The 16,699-nt window shown below is 59.3% G+C and carries 23 protein-coding genes; 19 read left to right on the forward strand and 4 right to left on the reverse strand.

Annotation, left to right across the window (positions count from 1 at the left end):
• Positions 1–3 precede the first annotated feature (3 nt).
• The 4 genes from G113_RS01985 (at position 4) to G113_RS02000 (ending at position 4,387) form a co-directional block, all read left to right on the forward strand.
• Complete coding sequence (locus G113_RS01985; RefSeq protein ID WP_236611697.1) at positions 4–246, forward strand: hypothetical protein; 243 nt, start codon at positions 4–6, stop codon at positions 244–246.
• Positions 247–386: 140 nt separating this feature from the next.
• Positions 387–2,618: a replication endonuclease gene (locus G113_RS01990; RefSeq protein WP_083940341.1), complete on the forward strand. Its 2,232-nt coding sequence runs from the start codon at positions 387–389 to the stop codon at positions 2,616–2,618.
• 2 nt (positions 2,619–2,620) lie between these two features.
• Positions 2,621–3,121, forward strand: a complete 501-nt coding sequence (locus G113_RS01995) for a hypothetical protein (RefSeq protein WP_152435923.1) — start codon at positions 2,621–2,623, stop codon at positions 3,119–3,121.
• A gap of 369 nt (positions 3,122–3,490) precedes the next feature.
• Positions 3,491–4,387, forward strand: coding sequence for a hypothetical protein (locus G113_RS02000; RefSeq protein ID WP_040318827.1), 897 nt, complete (start codon positions 3,491–3,493; stop codon positions 4,385–4,387).
• Between the two features lie 163 nt (positions 4,388–4,550).
• Here the strand turns inward: G113_RS02000 and G113_RS20360 are convergent, their stop codons facing one another.
• From G113_RS20360 to G113_RS02015, 4 genes are read right to left on the reverse strand one after another with little or no spacing between them, the layout of a single operon-like run.
• A complete protein-coding gene (locus tag G113_RS20360; RefSeq protein ID WP_083195360.1) occupies positions 4,551–4,802 on the reverse strand; it encodes an ogr/Delta-like zinc finger family protein in 252 nt (83 codons plus the stop codon).
• Positions 4,803–4,861: 59 nt separating this feature from the next.
• Positions 4,862–5,872 (reverse strand): phage portal protein, encoded by a 1,011-nt coding sequence (locus G113_RS02005; RefSeq protein WP_005892341.1) that lies wholly within the window; start codon positions 5,870–5,872, stop codon positions 4,862–4,864.
• A complete protein-coding gene (locus tag G113_RS02010) occupies positions 5,869–6,642 on the reverse strand; it encodes a terminase large subunit domain-containing protein (protein ID WP_005892343.1) in 774 nt (257 codons plus the stop codon). Before G113_RS02010 ends, G113_RS02005 begins: the two co-directional genes overlap by 4 nt.
• The gene (locus G113_RS02015; protein ID WP_005892345.1) at positions 6,639–8,453 is read right to left on the reverse strand and encodes a terminase large subunit domain-containing protein; all 1,815 of its coding nucleotides are present in this window, start codon (positions 8,451–8,453) and stop codon (positions 6,639–6,641) included. Before G113_RS02015 ends, G113_RS02010 begins: the two co-directional genes overlap by 4 nt.
• A 176-nt stretch (positions 8,454–8,629) precedes the next feature.
• Between G113_RS02015 and G113_RS02020 the strand changes: the two genes are divergently transcribed.
• From G113_RS02020 to G113_RS22105, 15 genes are all read left to right on the forward strand, one after another.
• Entirely contained in the window at positions 8,630–9,481 is an 852-nt protein-coding gene (locus G113_RS02020; RefSeq protein ID WP_005892347.1) for a GPO family capsid scaffolding protein, read from the forward strand.
• A 9-nt stretch (positions 9,482–9,490) separates the two neighbouring features.
• Positions 9,491–10,540 (forward strand): phage major capsid protein, P2 family, encoded by a 1,050-nt coding sequence (locus G113_RS02025; protein ID WP_005892349.1) that lies wholly within the window; start codon positions 9,491–9,493, stop codon positions 10,538–10,540.
• A 3-nt stretch (positions 10,541–10,543) separates the two neighbouring features.
• On the forward strand, positions 10,544–11,272 hold the full coding sequence (locus tag G113_RS02030) for a phage terminase small subunit (protein ID WP_005892351.1): 729 nt from the start codon (positions 10,544–10,546) through the stop codon (positions 11,270–11,272).
• Between the two features lie 170 nt (positions 11,273–11,442).
• Positions 11,443–11,904, forward strand: coding sequence for a head completion/stabilization protein (locus G113_RS02035; protein ID WP_005892353.1), 462 nt, complete (start codon positions 11,443–11,445; stop codon positions 11,902–11,904).
• Positions 11,905–11,912: 8 nt separating this feature from the next.
• Positions 11,913–12,425 (forward strand): phage tail protein, encoded by a 513-nt coding sequence (locus G113_RS02040; RefSeq protein WP_005892355.1) that lies wholly within the window; start codon positions 11,913–11,915, stop codon positions 12,423–12,425.
• Positions 12,422–13,096: a phage virion morphogenesis protein gene (locus tag G113_RS02045; RefSeq protein WP_005892357.1), complete on the forward strand. Its 675-nt coding sequence runs from the start codon at positions 12,422–12,424 to the stop codon at positions 13,094–13,096. Before G113_RS02040 ends, G113_RS02045 begins: the two co-directional genes overlap by 4 nt.
• 15 nt (positions 13,097–13,111) lie before the next feature.
• Complete coding sequence (locus G113_RS02050) at positions 13,112–14,236, forward strand: DUF2586 domain-containing protein (RefSeq protein WP_005892359.1); 1,125 nt, start codon at positions 13,112–13,114, stop codon at positions 14,234–14,236.
• A 3-nt stretch (positions 14,237–14,239) separates the two neighbouring features.
• The gene (locus tag G113_RS02055) at positions 14,240–14,695 is read left to right on the forward strand and encodes a phage protein (protein WP_005892362.1); all 456 of its coding nucleotides are present in this window, start codon (positions 14,240–14,242) and stop codon (positions 14,693–14,695) included.
• Positions 14,696–14,698: 3 nt separating this feature from the next.
• On the forward strand, positions 14,699–14,908 hold the full coding sequence (locus G113_RS02060; RefSeq protein ID WP_005892365.1) for a TraR/DksA family transcriptional regulator: 210 nt from the start codon (positions 14,699–14,701) through the stop codon (positions 14,906–14,908).
• 25 nt (positions 14,909–14,933) lie between these two features.
• Positions 14,934–15,260 carry a phage holin, lambda family gene (locus G113_RS02065; RefSeq protein ID WP_005892368.1) on the forward strand — a complete coding sequence of 109 codons (327 nt, stop codon included), beginning with the start codon at positions 14,934–14,936 and terminating at the stop codon, positions 15,258–15,260.
• The gene (locus G113_RS02070) at positions 15,247–15,708 is read left to right on the forward strand and encodes a glycoside hydrolase family 24 protein (protein WP_005892371.1); all 462 of its coding nucleotides are present in this window, start codon (positions 15,247–15,249) and stop codon (positions 15,706–15,708) included. Before G113_RS02065 ends, G113_RS02070 begins: the two co-directional genes overlap by 14 nt.
• Positions 15,705–16,121 (forward strand): hypothetical protein, encoded by a 417-nt coding sequence (locus G113_RS02075; RefSeq protein ID WP_005892374.1) that lies wholly within the window; start codon positions 15,705–15,707, stop codon positions 16,119–16,121. The genes G113_RS02070 and G113_RS02075 overlap by 4 nt, the downstream gene beginning before the upstream one ends.
• Positions 16,003–16,248, forward strand: coding sequence for an Rz1-like lysis system protein LysC (gene lysC, locus G113_RS21655; protein ID WP_236611698.1), 246 nt, complete (start codon positions 16,003–16,005; stop codon positions 16,246–16,248). The genes G113_RS02075 and lysC overlap by 119 nt, the downstream gene beginning before the upstream one ends.
• Positions 16,245–16,508, forward strand: a complete 264-nt coding sequence (locus tag G113_RS02085) for a putative phage tail assembly chaperone (protein ID WP_005892381.1) — start codon at positions 16,245–16,247, stop codon at positions 16,506–16,508. Before lysC ends, G113_RS02085 begins: the two co-directional genes overlap by 4 nt.
• A gap of 50 nt (positions 16,509–16,558) precedes the next feature.
• The gene (locus tag G113_RS22105) at positions 16,559–16,693 is read left to right on the forward strand and encodes a DUF6890 family protein (protein ID WP_407919093.1); all 135 of its coding nucleotides are present in this window, start codon (positions 16,559–16,561) and stop codon (positions 16,691–16,693) included.
• The last annotated feature ends 6 nt before the right edge of the window (positions 16,694–16,699 follow it).

A 16,699-nucleotide genomic window follows, 5' to 3' on the forward strand; every position in this document is an offset into this window, starting at 1 on the left:
GAAATGGAAAGGAATTTGGGTTGGTGGTGGGAAGACCTGCGCGGCGCTAGTGCGCGCCTGCGCGGGTATCAGCGCCAGCTCATCGAGTGCCGCCAGATCTCGCCACGACCCAGGGCCACCATAGCGCTGACCCTTCGCCAGTGCGCAGCCGCCCGCCGGATATGTGCTCACACCACCATAGTGATCAAGGCTCGCAGAACCGACCTGACCACACTAAACCAGTTTTTGAGCCGCGATCACCAATGACCAACAAACAAAAAACAGGGCCAGCCGCCAAGGCTGGCCACTTTGGTTTTGCCATCACCCGCCTGCCGTCGGCTGCTCACGGACAGCTCCCGCTGTCAAAGAAGGCCTTGCGGTCGCGCATTGAATCGCTCTCCAACTCCATGCCAGGTATCAACCTGGCCGATTCGTTTATCGGTTCGGTCGGTGAATATGATCTGGTGTGGGCGGTGCAACTGCTCGATGGTTTTTCCATGCCGCTGACCCTGACCCTGTTCAAGCAGTACATGCGCCGCCGCAAGGGTGGCACCGCCAAGAAAGCCCGCACTGCCAACATCTGGCTGAGTGAGCGGGTCAGGTGGATTCGTGCCCTTGTACAGGCGATCCCGGTCGATGCCCAACACATGCGCGATGACGAAGGCCGCAAGCGGGTGGCTCACCAGTTCGCCAATATGACAGCCGCCATCTGGAAAAACATCGAGCAGAACAGCGCCGCCGGTGAACTGGATCTGATGGCGACATGGGAAGCCATCAAGCAACCCGCCGACCAGTGGGAATTCATCGGCAAGATACCGAAATTCAAAACCAAAGAGGCGCGGGATAGCTGGATCCTCAGCGTGATGGTGCGCTTGCTCAGTGCCAAGTGGTGGGAGAGGCGCGTCAACCGCTGCTGGGATCGGCTGCAAGAGCACATCGCCATCCTGCTGGGCAATGTACGAAAAGGCGTCTCTGCCTACGTCTCGAACGCCACCATGAAGGTGGTGCGCGAGCGCAAGCGGGCAATGATGCGCTGGCTGGCCGAGTCGGAGGTGATGAACGCCGAGCACGACCTGGTGATCTCGATGAAGGACTGCTGGGAAGCGAGCATCTCCAACCCGATCAACCGCCGCAACGAGATGATGACCCGCATGCGCGGCTTTGAGGATTACGCCGAAGACCAAGGCCACGTCGGGGTGTTCTTCACCTGGACCGCACCGAGCAAATTTCACGCCTGGAAGACCGGCCGCAACGGCAAGACCATTGATAACGAAAAGTATGAAGGTGCGACCCCGCGCGAAACCTGCGCCTATCTGGCCAAGCTGTGGAGCCTGACCCGCGCCGCACTCAAGCGCCACGGCACCCCGGTGTATGGCTTTCGGGTGTGCGAGCCGCACCACGACGCCACCCCGCACTGGCACATGCTGCTGTTTATGCGCCCGAGCGATCGCAACAAGGTGATCAGCACCCTGCAGCGCTATGCCCTGACCGACGACAAAACCGAACTGGTGCGCAACCCCATCGCCGCCCCCTCATTCACCGATATCACGCCCCGTTTCGACTGGAAGCTGATCGACCCCACCAAGGGCGATGCCACCGGTTATCTGGCCAAGTACATCGCCAAGAACATCGATGGCGCCTATGTCGGTGACGACGAAGAAGCGAACACCCCTGCCGATCAAGGCGCGCTGCATGCCTGCGCGTGGGCAAGTTGGTGGGGCATTCGATCCTTTCAGCAACTCGGCGGTGCACCGGTCGGGGTGTGGCGCGAGCTGCGCCGCATCAGCAACGCCAAGAAGCATGGCGATCTGGTGGGGCCACCCAAGCCGGTACTACAAGACCCGCGCTTTGAGGCCGCCCGCTATGCCGCCGATAACGCCATCTTTCGTTGCTACCTGGAAGCCATGGGCGGGGCGCTGGCCACCCGTGCCGAGCACCCCATCAAGCTGGCCCACCTCATCGAGGAGCAGGCCAACTGCTACGGCGAAGACATCAAGCGGCTGATGGGGCTGCACTCCGCGAACATTGGCATCAAGACCCGCCTGCAAGGGTGGGAAGTAGTACCCACCGGCACCCATGCGGCCACCAGGGCCACTAGGGCAGCAGAGGCCGCAGAGGTTGCTAAAGCCGCAGAGGTTGCCGGTGTGGGTTTGGGTGTTGGTGTTCAGTCGGGCGAATGCCCGGCACCTTGGAGCTCTGACAATAACTGTACGCAGCCGGATCCTGAGGCGTTCGCGGATCAGTTGATGGCAGAGCAATGGGGTTTATCACCCTTCTCTATCGGGCGTTTGCGCTCAGGCGCCAGCGTTCGCGCAGACGGTTTCACCCTCTGGCTTGAGAACGGTCAGGTGCAATCGAGCCGAGCGGTACCAAGCGAGCCGGACTGGGCGCCAGATGGCCAGCGCCCAACCGAACAGGCCGAAGCAGATGAATGCGCGATCCCAGCCGATGACCAGGACTGGCCGATGCTGGTTGGGCTCTGTGGCGAGGTGTACCAGGTGCAGGGCCACGCTGGAACCCGCGACTGGATCGAGATGCTGCCGCAGCCCTATCAGTCAGAGATGTGGCGGGTACTGGAGGGGCTGGATGTGCCGGCGTGGATGCAAGAAGAGAACGACTACAGCGAGGAGTGGGCATGAACATGAACAGCAAGCAGACCGTCAGCCGAGAAGAGTACCGCCGTCTGGATAATACGGTGACCTGCATTCTCCAGCAGCGCTGGCCAGCCAAGGAAATCAGCCAGTGGGTGGGGATGCTCAAGGGCAAACAGCAGTCCGTGGCCTGCGCCATTCTGCACCGCCGGCACCCTCGTCCAACATCGCTGGCCCTGCCGGCCATCGCCGCCGAGGTACCGAACCCATTTCAGACCAGAGCCAACCGCCCCACCGTGCCGGTGCTGACCGCAGATGGCCGATCTGTTGGCCGCCGCCATATCGTGGACGGGCTTACTCCCGTGGCCATCGACCAGAGCGGCACGATCAGGTGTGCCGTCACCGGCCGCACCCTCTTTATCGCACCGGGCAGCCCCATCGACCGAGCCAATCCGGGCGCCGCCGAACAGCTCAATCCAACATACCGGCCAGCACTGCATCAGGTAGTGGCGGACCACCGTCAACATGTGGAGGCCGCCGCCAAACATTAAGTACATACCACTCAGGGCCTGCTGGTATAAGTACCAGAAGACCTTCTCCTTCTTTCTCGTTCCGCCACCCTAGCTACACTATGTGATCGGGGTCCCCTAGATCACAATTTGACCTATGCATGAAGGCGAGCCTTGATGGAGCTTTCCATAGCAGTTCCTTGAGTGTATTGTTGCTCTGCGACAAAAAGGGGGCCAAAAGAGAATCTTATTGTAAATGGATTCAGCACCAGTGGCTGGCTGATTAAATCATGATTTAAAATGAATTTTCTCGGGACGGTTATCAGGGCGATTCGGCGTTATATGGTAACGCTCTATTAACGGATTAGTACCCCCTCAATCTAGTCACTATTATGTTTGTAGGAGAGCTTTGTGGCAGTTGTTCTGTTATTAGGTGCAGGTGCCAGTTATGGCAGCATTGGAGTTCAACCTTATCCACCTCCTTTGGGTAAGGGCCTATTCCGTGACTTAGTTGCTAGAGGTGGTGTTGCTTCAAGGTTACCAGATAAACTTAAACAAAAGTTTGAGGCTAACTTTGAGGAGGGAATGGAGGCATATTATGAGTACACGAATGGCAGCATTATGTCGTTTCAACGAGAGCTTGCTGAATATTTGGCTAGTTTTCGACCGACCGCTAAAAATGTGTATATAACCCTTCTTAGAGAACTAGCCAGTCAAAGGGTTATATATAGTAGTTTGAATTATGATCTTCTTTTTGAGTTATCTGCTGCTAGCATTGGCTTGTTCACAAACTATAGCTCGGAGTATAAGCGCGGTGGAGTTCGTTTATTGAAATTCCATGGTTCTAGCAATTTTTGGCCGGATCTACCAACGGGAATGATACGAAATGTGCACATATCTGGAAGCGGCAGGGCTGATATTCAAGCACAAATAAAACCATTAAATCAAATTGATACGCTCAATAAATGCAGACTTGAGGATAGTATTGCTCCTGCCATTGCGATGTTTGCTGTTGGAAAAACAGTTAAAGTAAGCCCTGATTACGTCGAGCACCAATATGATTTGTGGAAAACTCAAGTAATAAAATCATCAAAAATTTTCATTGTAGGTGTTCGAGTTCACGAAATAGATGAACATATTTGGTCTTTACTTGGCCAAGTAAAAGGAAAAATTACTTACTTTGGTTTTGAAGGGGACAAGGGTGAATTTGAACAATGGAAAGAAAACCATAAAAAGAAAAATGCTTATTTCCTAAAAAGCGATTTTGAAAATGCTGTTTCTTTGATTAGGCGCATGATTCACAGATAAACACAATAAAGCATTTAAACAGAACTAAAATAGTTGGTTAGGTTCCGCTTCGCTCCATATTATAATCAACTATTTTAGTCCGCTTAATGCTGCGTTAGGTCTCTACGAAATCACACGTGCAATGTATGACGGTATCGAGTGTATTGGAAAAACAACTGGGGCGCTATTGCGCCCCCAGTCCTTTCAGTACCATCTGCCGCCCCTCCGGCGTCAGCGACCCCATCAAGCTCAGCACCAGCTGGTTTGTCGTCTTAGCTGACGGGCTCAGGGTATGAGCAAACGACAGACAAGCCACCCAGGAATGGCCACATTCGGCGTCAGTACACTGGCAATAGAGATCAGAGACATCATCGCTCAGTCGATTGGTCTTGGTTATGCGGCCACGCTGGCCACACACTTTGCAATAAACCCGCATCACGCCCCCCATTCTCATATAAATCAACGCACTATTTTGCCACATCAGACACTGTTTGTTTATACAGCAGTGCCGACAGTTTCCCGAAAATCGACCCAAAGGGAGCGAGGGAGTCCAGCCCCATTGATGGAATCTCGCAGCAGCTCACACAGCGGCAGCACCTCATTGCGGGCGTAAGTGGCATCGTACTTCTCGGGATCCCCCAGGCCTCCGCCGCCATTGGTCGGGATGATGCCGGCCAACGCAGCCGGAAAGCGGTGGCTGGTCAGTACATCCTGGGCGGTAATCCCCTTGATGGCTGCGAACTCGTCCTTGGTCGCAATGTCCCCCACCGGGATCAGCTTGATTCCATCGGGCTTGCCTTCCGGGATATTGACGAACATGGAGCGGAAGTTACCCACCCCCTTACTGTTGGCGATCATCTCCTTCATCTCTTTTTCAGTGTCATCGTCCATGTTCGGGTCGGTGGCGTAGAAGATGAACCCCATGTGGGCGCCATTGAGGAAGTATTTGCGGCGGAACAGGGTGGCGTCCTGATTGAGCAAGGCCGACTGCAGGCCCCCCAGGTAATCCGGCATGCCATAGACCTGCTGCTCCGGGTCGTACTGGGCAAGCCAGATCACATCCTCCGGCCGGTAAATCAGGTTCGGCTTGCCCAACTGCAGGTAAACAAAGCAGCCATCCTCGCGCCGGCGCAGATAGACGCTCGAGAGAGGGTGCAGCCCTACCACTTGGCCGAAGGCGTTGCGCAGCTTGAGCAGGCCCGCATCCCCGAACTGCAGGTAGTTGTGAGCAAAGGCGGTGACTGTGCTGCGCTGATTGGTAAAGCGGCCCGCCACCATATTGCGCCGCGCCATCAGAATGGCCCCGTGGTGAGCGTTGGCCCGCGCCACTTTTGCCAGCCCCTTGCGGTCGATGGGCGGCTGGTAATACTCGCCATAGGGGTTGTAGAACACCCCGGTGTAATCGGTCATCCATGCCGTGGGGTCGATGGCCTCCGGCATGCTGAACGCTACCGTTCCGGGCTTGGTTGGAGTGGCCACCTCGGCCGGTTGCTGTTGTTTGGTCATGCGAGAGAACTCTCCTGGGAGTCTTTGAATTGGCACATGAAGAGGAAATTGAACGCCTCCTGCGAGTACTCGTCTTTGAGCTCATCAATGTCCATGAGGTTGCAACCGAGTCGAACGGCATCCTCAATGGTGATGACATAGCGCCACTGCCGATCGGGACAAAGCTGGCCGCCATCGCGCAACGATGATTCGCCAGGGAAAGTGATCGAATCTCGGCCTGGGTACAGGTTCTTCCAGTGATCCCCGCTCCAGAAGTTACGCGCCATACCGCGGCGCTCAGAGAGCGTTGAACAGTAGGTCTTGCGCCAGCGCTTGTGCATAGCCATAGCGCCGGCCAAGTGCAGCGCTTTTCCGAAATCAGGAATCCAGAAATACTCATCGACGTATACGTGGCCAGCTTTTCCAGCAAAGGTCAGGTCATCAAGAGAAAGAAAATGGATCTCCGCGCCGTTCGACAGGACGATGGGGCTGCCGGTAAGGGTAACGCCGAGGAACCTCTTTGCTATCAAGCAGACATAGGTCCGGTAGACATCGGCCATCTCTGGGGTTTCTGCCAAGAAAATCTGATTGTCGCCAGTCAATACGGCATCTTCAAAAGCCTCTCCGGCGAAGTAATAAGACATGCCGACCTGATGAGCCTTCAAAACGTTGCGGATGGGCGCGAGTGACGGGTCTAGCTTGGCCTCACGGCAGCGCAGCTGGTAGCCAAACAGGGTGCTGATCCATTCGTGAAAGTGTTCCTCGGTCAACTGACTGATATCGTTCTTCATGCTGCCTTCTTAACTTCGCTGGTTGTCCAGGTGGATTTACGTTTGCGGTTGGTATCGAGCGGCTCATTGGCCACGGCGTGGGCGATGGCAAAAAATACGTCCGCGTGTCCGGTCACGTTGTCTCGGGCAGCCCTGAACGTCATCTGGCCGCCGCCGGTGGTGCTGCGCTTGATGGCAAGGAACGCCAGTGGAATATCCCGATCCGAGCTGTCCCACTCGATGCGGTTGGCCTCCACTACGTCGATCATCTTGAGTACCAGCCGCGACTTGCTCTCGATGCTGTAGTTGATGGGGTGGCACACCCCTTTGAATACCGGCTTAAGCAGGTCATAGACCCCTGAGCCAATGCCGGACACATCGACCCCCAGATACGTGACCCGAAACTTCTTGGCGATCCGCTCGATCTCCTGCGCCTGATACTGGAAGTTGAGCCCGCGCCAGTAGTGCTTTTCCAGCACCCGGAACCGCTCGCCGGCGACAGTGGGTGGGGCAACCACCACCAGGGTGGCGTTGTCGCGGGTGCGGCTCGGGTCGTAGCCCATCCATACCTCTCGCCGACCGAATGGGTCAGGCCGCCCAGGCTTGTAGTCCTCCCACCTGGTCGGGTCCACCCCTGCCCGCTCCATATCCTGGAACTTGAACACCGACAGGGCATCATCGATAAACCGGCACATGTAGAGGCGATCGAACACCTCCTCCGGGTACTCGTCCTTGAGCTCCTCGATGTCGATGAGGTTGCAGCCCAGGCGTAGGGCATCCTCGATGGTGATGACGTAGCGCCACTGGCGATCGGGGCAGACCCGACCGCCATCGCGCATCTCATCTTCACCTGGGAAGTCGATGGCCACACGGCTCGGGCGCTGACCCTTCCAGCGATCCCCAGTCCAGAACCGGTACGCTTCGTGAACCTTGCTCGATGGGGTCGAGAAGTAGGTTTTGCGCCAGCGGCTCTGGGTCGCCATGGCGCTGGCCACGTCCGACAGCTTCTCGAAGTTGGGGATCCAGAAGTACTCATCGATATAGACGTTGCCGGAACGGGACTGGGCGCTGTTGGAGTTGGTAGAGCAGAAGTGCAGCTCGGCCCCGTTCGACAGCACAATGGGGTTGCCGGTCAGAGTGATGCCAAGGAAGGTCTGGGCAATCTTGCAGATATAAGAGCGGAACACCTCCGCCTGGGCGCGGGTGGCGGACAGGAATATTTGGTTGCCACCTGTCAGCACCGCATCTTCCAGCGCCTCGCCGGCGAAGTAGTAGGTCATGCCGACCTGACGCGACTTCAAGATGTTGCGGGTACGCGGCAAGGCCGGGTCGTTCTTCGCCTCACGGCAGCGCAGCTGGTAGCCAAACAAGGTACCCAGCCACTCGGCAAAGTCATCAGCTGTCAGGTGGCCGACCTCGTTCTTGGCCTTCTTGCCGCCCTTGCCCTTGCTGCTATCCTGGCCACCCCGGCCACGGCGCGGCCGTTCGGCGGCCTGTTCATCACCACTTTCGCGGCGGGTGGTGAGCGCCTGCTGGCGCTCGGCCCACTTGAGGGCTTTCTCTTTCAGGCTGACATGGTGGCCGACCAGCCTGTCGATCTCGTCCATCTCGGCGCTGGTTTTCTTCTCACGACACAACAAGGAGTGCAGGCGGCGAGCAATGGCATCCTCCACCGCTTCATCGGTAAGCAGATCCCGCCAGCCGAGCTTTTCGGCCCAGTAGTAGACGATGCGGCAGGAGTTCAGCCCCAGTTCGTCCTTGATTTCCTGGGGGGTCCATCGCTTAAGGTAGAGTCCCCGCGCAGCATTGCGGATCTCTTCGGGATACGCCACGGCGCCTCCATCGATATGAATGATGGCGCCATCATAGCCAGCCCACTATCCCCACTTATCCCACTGATGTTCTGAGCAATTCGGATATCCCGCTGGATCCGAATCCTCCAGAACACAACCGGATGAATACCCCTTCCCGACCCGATAGCCTGAGCCCGTATCAATTGGGAGCAGGCATGAACACATCAACCTTGAGAACTGGCTGGGTCTGTATCGCCACCGAAGGGACAACCGTCGATGGTCGTGAGATTACCGCCGCTTGGCTGACTGACATGGCCGAGACCTACGATCCGGAATACTACACCGCACTGATTTGGCCTGATCACGACCGCTGGTCGAACTTCGGCTATGTACAGGAACTGAAGACAGAAGTCGTTGATGGCAAGCTCAAGCTGTTTGCCATCCTGAGCCCGACCCGTGATCTGGTTTATTACAACCAGGTTGGCCAATACCAGTTCTGTTCCATCGAGCCGCAAGAGCAATTTGCCGATCTGGGCCGCACCTACCTGCGCGGCCTCGGCGTCACCGATGAACCAGCCAGCACCGGCACAACCCACCTGAAGTTCAAAGACAAGAGTGGCAAGTCTCGCCTGATTGGCACCAGTGAGCCGCTGGATCTCTCCACCTTCAAACTGCCAAAGAACGAAAAAGCCGACGGTCTGATCACCAAGTTTTTCAGCTTCTTGGCCAGCCATGGTGAACAGGAAACCAAACCAACCCCCAGCCATCAAGAGGATGAGGAAATGACCAAAGAACAGTTCGACCAGTTGCTGGGATCCGTCAACGGCCTTGGCTCCAAGATCGAAGGCTTTAGCGCAAAGCTGGAAGCAAAGCCGGAGGTAACGCCCGATCCGGTTATTGAACCGAAAGAAGAAGACGACAAGTTCAGCAAGCTGAACGAGACCATCACTGGTCTGGCCGCCACCGTCAGCGAGCTGAAAGGCCAGATCGACAAGTTCTCCGTTGAGCTGCCGGATCAGCGCCCGAGCCCATTGGGCGGTGACGACAACAAATATCAAGTTTGCTAAGGAGCGACTGTGAGCCAAACCCTTACCGTTCATGCCGAAAAAAGCCTGAACCAATTCTGCAGCGAACTGGCAAAGGCCTATCAGGTTGAACAGCCTGCACTGGCCAAGATGTTCAGTGTCGTTGGCCCCATGGAAACCACGCTGCGCAAAGCCATCCTGGCATCTGTCGAGTTCCTTGGCCTGATCACCTGTCTGGATGTAGACCAGATCACCGGCCAAGTGGTGCAGGTCGGCGTCGGCCAGCTCTATACCGGTCGTAAAAAAGGCGGCCGCTTCAAGGGCGAAGTGGGCGTTGATGGCAACAAGTACGAGCTGAAAGAGACCGACTCCTGCGCCTCTCTCTCTTGGGCCACCCTCTGCACCTGGGCAAATGCCGGTAGCGAAGGCGAGTTCATCAAGCTGGTTGGCGAGTTCGTCAACACGGCATTCGCCCTCGATATGATGCGAGTCGGCTGGAACGGCGTAGAAGCCGCTGAAACCACCGATCCGACCGAGAACCCACTGGGTGAAGACGTCAACAAGGGTTGGCATCAGATTGCCCGTGAGTGGAAAAACGGCAGCCAGATCATCAAGGCTGCTCCCGGCAAGAAAATCTACTTCGACCCGGACGGCAAGGGCGATTACAAAACCCTGGATGAGATGGCCTCCGACCTCATCAACAGCACCATCGATCCCCTGTTCCGCCAGGACCCGCGCTTGGTTGTGCTGGTCGGTACCGACCTAGTCTCCGCTTCCCAAGCCAAGCTCTACAGCGAAGCCACCAAGCCGAGCGAGCAGATCGCCGCTCAGCAGCTGGAGAAGACCATCGCCGGTCGCAAGTCCTATATCCCGCCCTTCTTCCCGGGCAAGCGGATGGTGGTCACCACCCTGGACAACCTGCACTGCTACACCCAGCGCGGTACCCGCAAGCGCAAGGCCGACGATAACCAGGACAGCAAGAGCTTCGATAACCAGTACTGGCGCATGGAAGGCTACGCCCTGGGCGAACACAAGGCCTATGGCGGCTTTGAAGAGGCCGACATCGTCATCGGTGCCAAGCCAGAAGAAGTCGGCGGTTAATTCATGAGCTCACCCGGTCAACGTCACAAGCAGCGCGTTCAAGCCATGCAAGGGGCCGAGCAGGCCGCCTGCTCTGGCATGGCCACCGGTGCAGTGGCAGACAGCCTGCACCTGCAACTGGTTGCCCTGGAACAGGACATCGTCCGGCTGCGCAAACTGGCGCGCATCGGTGACCGGGTGAACATGAAACGCGATGAGCTGATGCCCAAGTACCGCCCCTATGTGGAGCGCTATCTGGCCGCCGTCAGTGAGTCCGGCCTGCCCTACCAGAACGAGCTGTTTCAGCGCCTCATCATCTGGGCCTTTGACGTTGGCGATTTCGACGCAGGCATTGCCTGGGCGGAGCTCGCCATTGCCCAGGGGCAGCGCACCCCGAACAACATCAAGCGCGACTGGGCCCACTTTGTGGCCGACACCGTGCTGGAGTGGGCCGAGAAGCAAGCGGCCGAAGGGCATGCCGTCGAGCCATGGTTCTACCGGGTGTTCGACAAGGTGCGCAATGACTGGCGCCTCAACGAGCGGTTGACCGCCAAGTGGTTCAAGGCCGCCGGTTGCCTGCTGCTACGTGACCACGACGGCCAGCCCCGCCCGAGCGCAGTGGGTGACAGCGCCACCCTGGAGCAAGCCGATCACTGGCTGGCCCAGGCCGACAAGCTGCACGGCAAGGTGGGCGTCGGCACCTTGCGCCAAAAGATTGCCATGCGCCTGCGGGCGCTCAATCCGGAGCAATAAGACTCTCCGCGCCACCGCACCCCGGCGGGGAGGATAGGCCAGCCGCAAGGCTCGCGCCGAATCCTGTGATCCGTGGCTACAGGGGTGCACCTTTTCTCGCCGCGCCATCGGCGACCCGAGCAACCGGGGCAGTGGTGTTCACATTGGCAAGCATCAACAGGGGTCCAGACATGTTTGCAGGCAAGGACATCGACTACAGCACCGCCACTATCCGCAATGACGGGTTCTGGCCGGATGTGGCCGTCGCCGATTTTGAGCGCCGCCGCGCCACGCCTGCCGATCTGGATACCCAGACCACCGGCGCAGCCCTGCTGGCCGCCGTCTCTGAAATCAACCTGCAGCTGGCGAGCTATCAGGCCACGCTGCTGGGCAAGGGCTACACCACCGCCGCCGAGGTACCCGGGCCCAGCCTGGAAGGCGGCACCAATGCCCTGACCGAGCAGTACCTGGCCGCCGTCTTTGCCCGTGCCAAGTCCGCGCTGCTACCCGAGTTCGCCAGCGTCACCGAGCGGGCGACCGCCAACAACCAGGTAGAGCGATCGCCAGACCAAGGCGCCCAACTGCTGGCAGAGAGTCAGCAGTTGGTACGCAGTATCAAGGGCAAGCGCCGTGCCGGGGTCTCGCTGATATGAGTAACGACATGAACGAGCAACAGGCCCAGGGCTACTTCCTGCAGGCGCTCCACGCCGAGCTGTTGCGGGTGTTGCCGGCCAAGTCTCACAAGACGCTCGATAGCTGGATGGAGAACGGCACCATCCGGCTGGAGCCCAAGAACATGGGCCCCACCGGAGTGGATGTGGCATGGCTCACCTATCAGGCGGTGTTCACCATCGAGCAGCTGCCGTTTCGCGAACTGGATCCGGCCATCGTGCTCGCATCAGTTGCGGCCTGGGTGCAGGAGCATGACGAATTCCGCGAGCGGTTCGATCTGGGCGATCCCGAGTACGCCGTCACCCCGAACGATGAGAAGACGGCTGACCTTGAGATCCAGCTCCCCTTTACCGAGCCGCTGCGCCTGGTTGAACACGAGCGGGGCCCCATCAACTGGGATGGCAAGCGCTGGAACGTGGCCCCCTATGACATCTGGGTGGCCGACCATATCGACCTGAACGTGGGTGATACCGGCCATCACCAGGTCGGTGACCCGTCATGATCAGCATCACGCTGGATACCCGTCGTGGCAAAGACCAGCTCAACCTGCTGGCCCTGCCGCCCAAGAAGTGCAAGCGCCTAGTATGGCGAGCGGCCAATGAGATGAAGAAGCTGGCCGCCCGTAACGTGCGCCAGCAACAAGACCCCAACGGCCAGCCGTGGGCGCCGCGCAAGCGGGGCAAACGCAAGATGTTGCGTGGCCTGCCCAAGCTGTTGCTGATCCGCGAGCCCCGCCAGGACGTGGCAGAGCTGGGCTTCACCAAGGGCACCATGAGCGCCCACGCCGGGGTGATCGCCAATACCCACCAGAAGGGGCACACCTACAAGGTGACGGCAATCAGCCGGCGCCGTATTGCCCCCAGCGATGGCGGCAAGAACAAGCAGGCCAGCAAGGCACAAGCCCGCAAGCTGCGCGAGCTGGGGTTCAAGCGCCCGGGCAAACGCAAGCGGGCATACCGCTCGGCCTCGCTAGGCTGGATAACGGGCAACCTCAACTACGCCCAGGCGGGGTTGCTTATCAAAAAGCTCAAGGATGAACCGGTCAAAGAGAGCTGGGAGATCCAGCTGCCAGCCCGCCGTTCCTGGGCGCCAACACCAAGCAACGCGAACAGGCCTTTGCCCGAGCGCTGCAAAGCATCAACTACGGCTGGGACGTCAACAAGCAAGGCATGAAGGGGAAATAACGCCATGTGGCCTTATGTACAGATCAACAACTTGAACCAGATGCAGGGGCCAGTGACGGAAGTCGAGCGTCACCTGCTGTTCATCGGCAGTGCGCCGACCAACACCAACAAGCTGCTCTCGCTCAATACCCAGTCTGACTTTGACAAGCTGCTGGGCGAGGCTGACAGCGAACTGAAAACCAACCTGCTGGCCGCCCGCGACAACGCCGGCCAGAACTGGACGGCCGCCGCCTTCGTGCTGCCGACCGACATGGATTGGAAGGATGCCGTTCGCACCGCCCAGAAAAACCAGTCATTCGAAGCAGTCGTGGTGCTGGGGCAAGAGTGGGACGCGACCAAAATCAACGCCGCCCACGCCCTCAACCAGGAGCTGATCGCCAAGTGGGGGCGCTGGCAAGCCATGCTGCTGGCGGTACCTGGCATCGTCTCCACCGCCGAGGGCGGTCAGGACTGGAGCGAATACGAGGCAGAACTGGCCGCCCTGCAGGATGGCATCGCGGCTGAATCGGTCTCCCTGATCCCGCAGCTGTGGCCCAACCTCATCGGGGCTTACGCCGGTCGCCTGTGCAACCGGGCAGTGAGCATCGCTGATAGCCCTTGCCGGGTGAAAACCGGTGCCGTGGTCGGCCTTGGCGCTACCCCCAAGGACAAGGACGGCACCGAACTGCCGCTGGCCACCCTGCAGACCCTGGAACAAAGCCGCTACTCGGTGCCGATGTGGTACCCGGACTATGACGGTGTCTATTGGGCCGATGGCCGCACCCTGGACGCCGAGGGCGGCGACTACCAGGTGATCGAAAACCTGCGAGTGGCCTACAAGGTCGCCCGCCGGATGCGCCTGCGCGCCATCGCCCGCATCGGTGACCGCTCGTTCAACTCCACCCCGGGCAGCACCGCCGCCGCCGTCATGTTCTTCGGCAAGGACCTGCGTCAGATGGCCAGCGCCACCACCATCAACGGCCAGCCGTTCCCGGGCGACATCGCCTCCCCCAAGGATGGCGACATCACCATCAAGTGGACCGCCAAGAACCTGGTCTCCATCTATGTGGTGGTGCGCACCGTGGACTGCCCCAAGGGGATCACCGTCAACATCATGCTCGATTTGAGCCTCAACAACGGGGAGGGCTAACCCATGACCCGCCGTATTTCAGGCCAGTCCTTCGACACCACCCTGATGGGCACCATGGTGCACATCGAGAAGGCCAGCCTCTCCATCACCGACAACAGCGCCGTGGCGCAAACCCGTGGCATCCCTGATGGCTATGTCGATGGGGATGTGGCCGCAGAGCTGGAGTTCGAGATAGATGCCAAGAACTTCACCCTGCTGGGCGATGCGGCCAAGCGGGCCGGTAGCTGGCGCGGTATGAAGCCGGACGATGTGCTGTTCTACGCAGACACCGGCGACGAGACCATGAAGGTGGAAGCCTTCGGCGTGAAGCTGCTGCTCTCCGACCTGCTCGATGTCGATCCCAAGGGCGGCAGCAAGGGGGTGCACAAGGTCAAGGGGTTCGTCACCTCCCCCGACTTCGTGCACATCAACGGCGTGCCGTACCTGTCGGATGACGACACCCGTCACCTCAAGGGCTAACGGATGGATCTGATCGACCGCGCCACCCAACACGCCGAGCGGATGCTGGCGGCCCAGTTGGATAACCAGCTTGGCCGCAGCCACTACCAGGGCGAGAGCTTGCACCTTTGCGAAGCGTGCGACGACCCGATCCCGGAGGAGCGCCGCCAGCGAGTACCAGGGGTACGCAAGTGTGTGCCCTGCCAGAGCCGCGCAGAGCGTCGCGGCCAATAAGCATCGAGAACGGGATATGAACCCTATGCCAAACAAAGACCCCACCCTCTGGGCTGCCCTGCTGGCCTGGCTGATGGACAACTGGCCTGCTGTCTATGGGGCACTGCTGGCACTTGCCATCGCCTTCCTGCGCATCACCTATGCCGGTGGGCGGGGTCGCCGCCGGCTGATCGAATCCCTGTTGTGTGGCCTCATCACTTTGGCGGCCGCCACCGGGACCCACTTGCTCGGGATCCCCCAGGAGGCCACCCCGTTACTGGGTGGCATGGTGGGACTGCTTGGGATCGACATCATCCGCGACCGTGCAGCCCTGATGCTGCGCAAGAAGGAGGACAACAATGCCGCGCAGTAACTGCCACCCGCAAGTGGCCGCCTTTCTCGACATGCTCGCCTTTTCCGAGGGCACCAAGGGCCGGGGCGATGACGGGTACGACAAGCTGGTCAATCCGGCGGGATTCTTCACCGACTACCGCACCCACCCCAACGTCAAGGTGCAGGTGAACCCACGCCTGGTCAGCACGGCTGCCGGCCGCTATCAGCACCTGTCGAAACACTGGCCCCACTACCGTGACCAGCTCGGCCTGCCGGACTTTGGCCCTGAGTCACAAGATGCCTGGGCAATCCAGTTGATCCGCGAGCGCAAAGCGCTGGCCGATGTGATCGATGGTCGTATCCCCCAGGCGATCGCCAAGTGCGCCAACATCTGGGCCAGCCTGCCCGGCGCCGGCTACGGCCAGCGCGAACACGAGCTGGCTGACCTGCTGGCCAAGTTCACCGAGTTCGGCGGGGTGCTGGCATGAGCACGCTCATCCGGTTCCTGCCGACCATCATCGGCTTTGTGCTTGGCACCATTCTGTTTACCCAAGGTGAACGGCTCACGCAGCGCACCAAGGAGCTGGCCAACGCCAACGACACCATCAACATCCTGCAAGCGACCGCCTTCCAGGAACTGCTGATGCAGGCAAAGGGTCTGCGCTTACTGCTCAACGACCAGAACGCGGCATTGACCGAGCTCGACAACCAGAACAGGAAAACCGCCGATGAACTGCAACACGCCTTGGCCACGCCACCGGCAGGCCGCCCGGATTGCGCTCGTGAGCCTCTGCCTGTTGGCGCTCTGCGCCTGCTCCAGCCAGCCCGCCACAGTGGTGCACACCCAGGTAGTGAAGCGGCTACCACCGCCGGGGCTGGTGCCTCACTGCCCAGAACCTGAATTCGCGGGGAGCACCTACGGCGACGCCGTGCGGTTTATCCCCACCCTGCAGACGGCCATGCGCCGCTGCCAAACCCAGATCAACACCCTGAACCATTGGATTGAACAAGAGGAAACCACCCCATGACCACACCGATCATCACACTGGACGTCGCCGGCAAAGAGATGAAATTCGCCCCCACCATGGTGGCCTACAACGGCTTTATCAACGACATGATGCCCAACGACAAGGTGGCACCGGCTCACAACTACCTGAAAAAGATCGTCTGCCAGGAAAGCAAAGAGGCGCTCGATGAGCTGCTCAAGCGCCCCAGCGCCGCCCTGCAGCTGGCGGGCGCCATCAACAAGGAGTTCGCGCCCGAGCTGGAGATCACCGTAAAAAACTGACGGCGCGCGCCGAGGCCATCGAACGCAACCAACTGGAGCAAGTACTGGCACTGAGGCGCCGCTACTTGCCCCATGAGGATGACGACCTCGACAGCCTGGCTCGCGCCATCTGGTTAGAAAAACACAACCAAGAGTCCAACGCCGCCGCCGTGGCCGAGGGCATTGCCAAAGCACTGAACGGATAACGACTG

Source organism: Aeromonas molluscorum 848 (assembly GCF_000388115.1).
GTDB classification, from domain to species: domain Bacteria; phylum Pseudomonadota; class Gammaproteobacteria; order Enterobacterales; family Aeromonadaceae; genus Aeromonas; species Aeromonas molluscorum.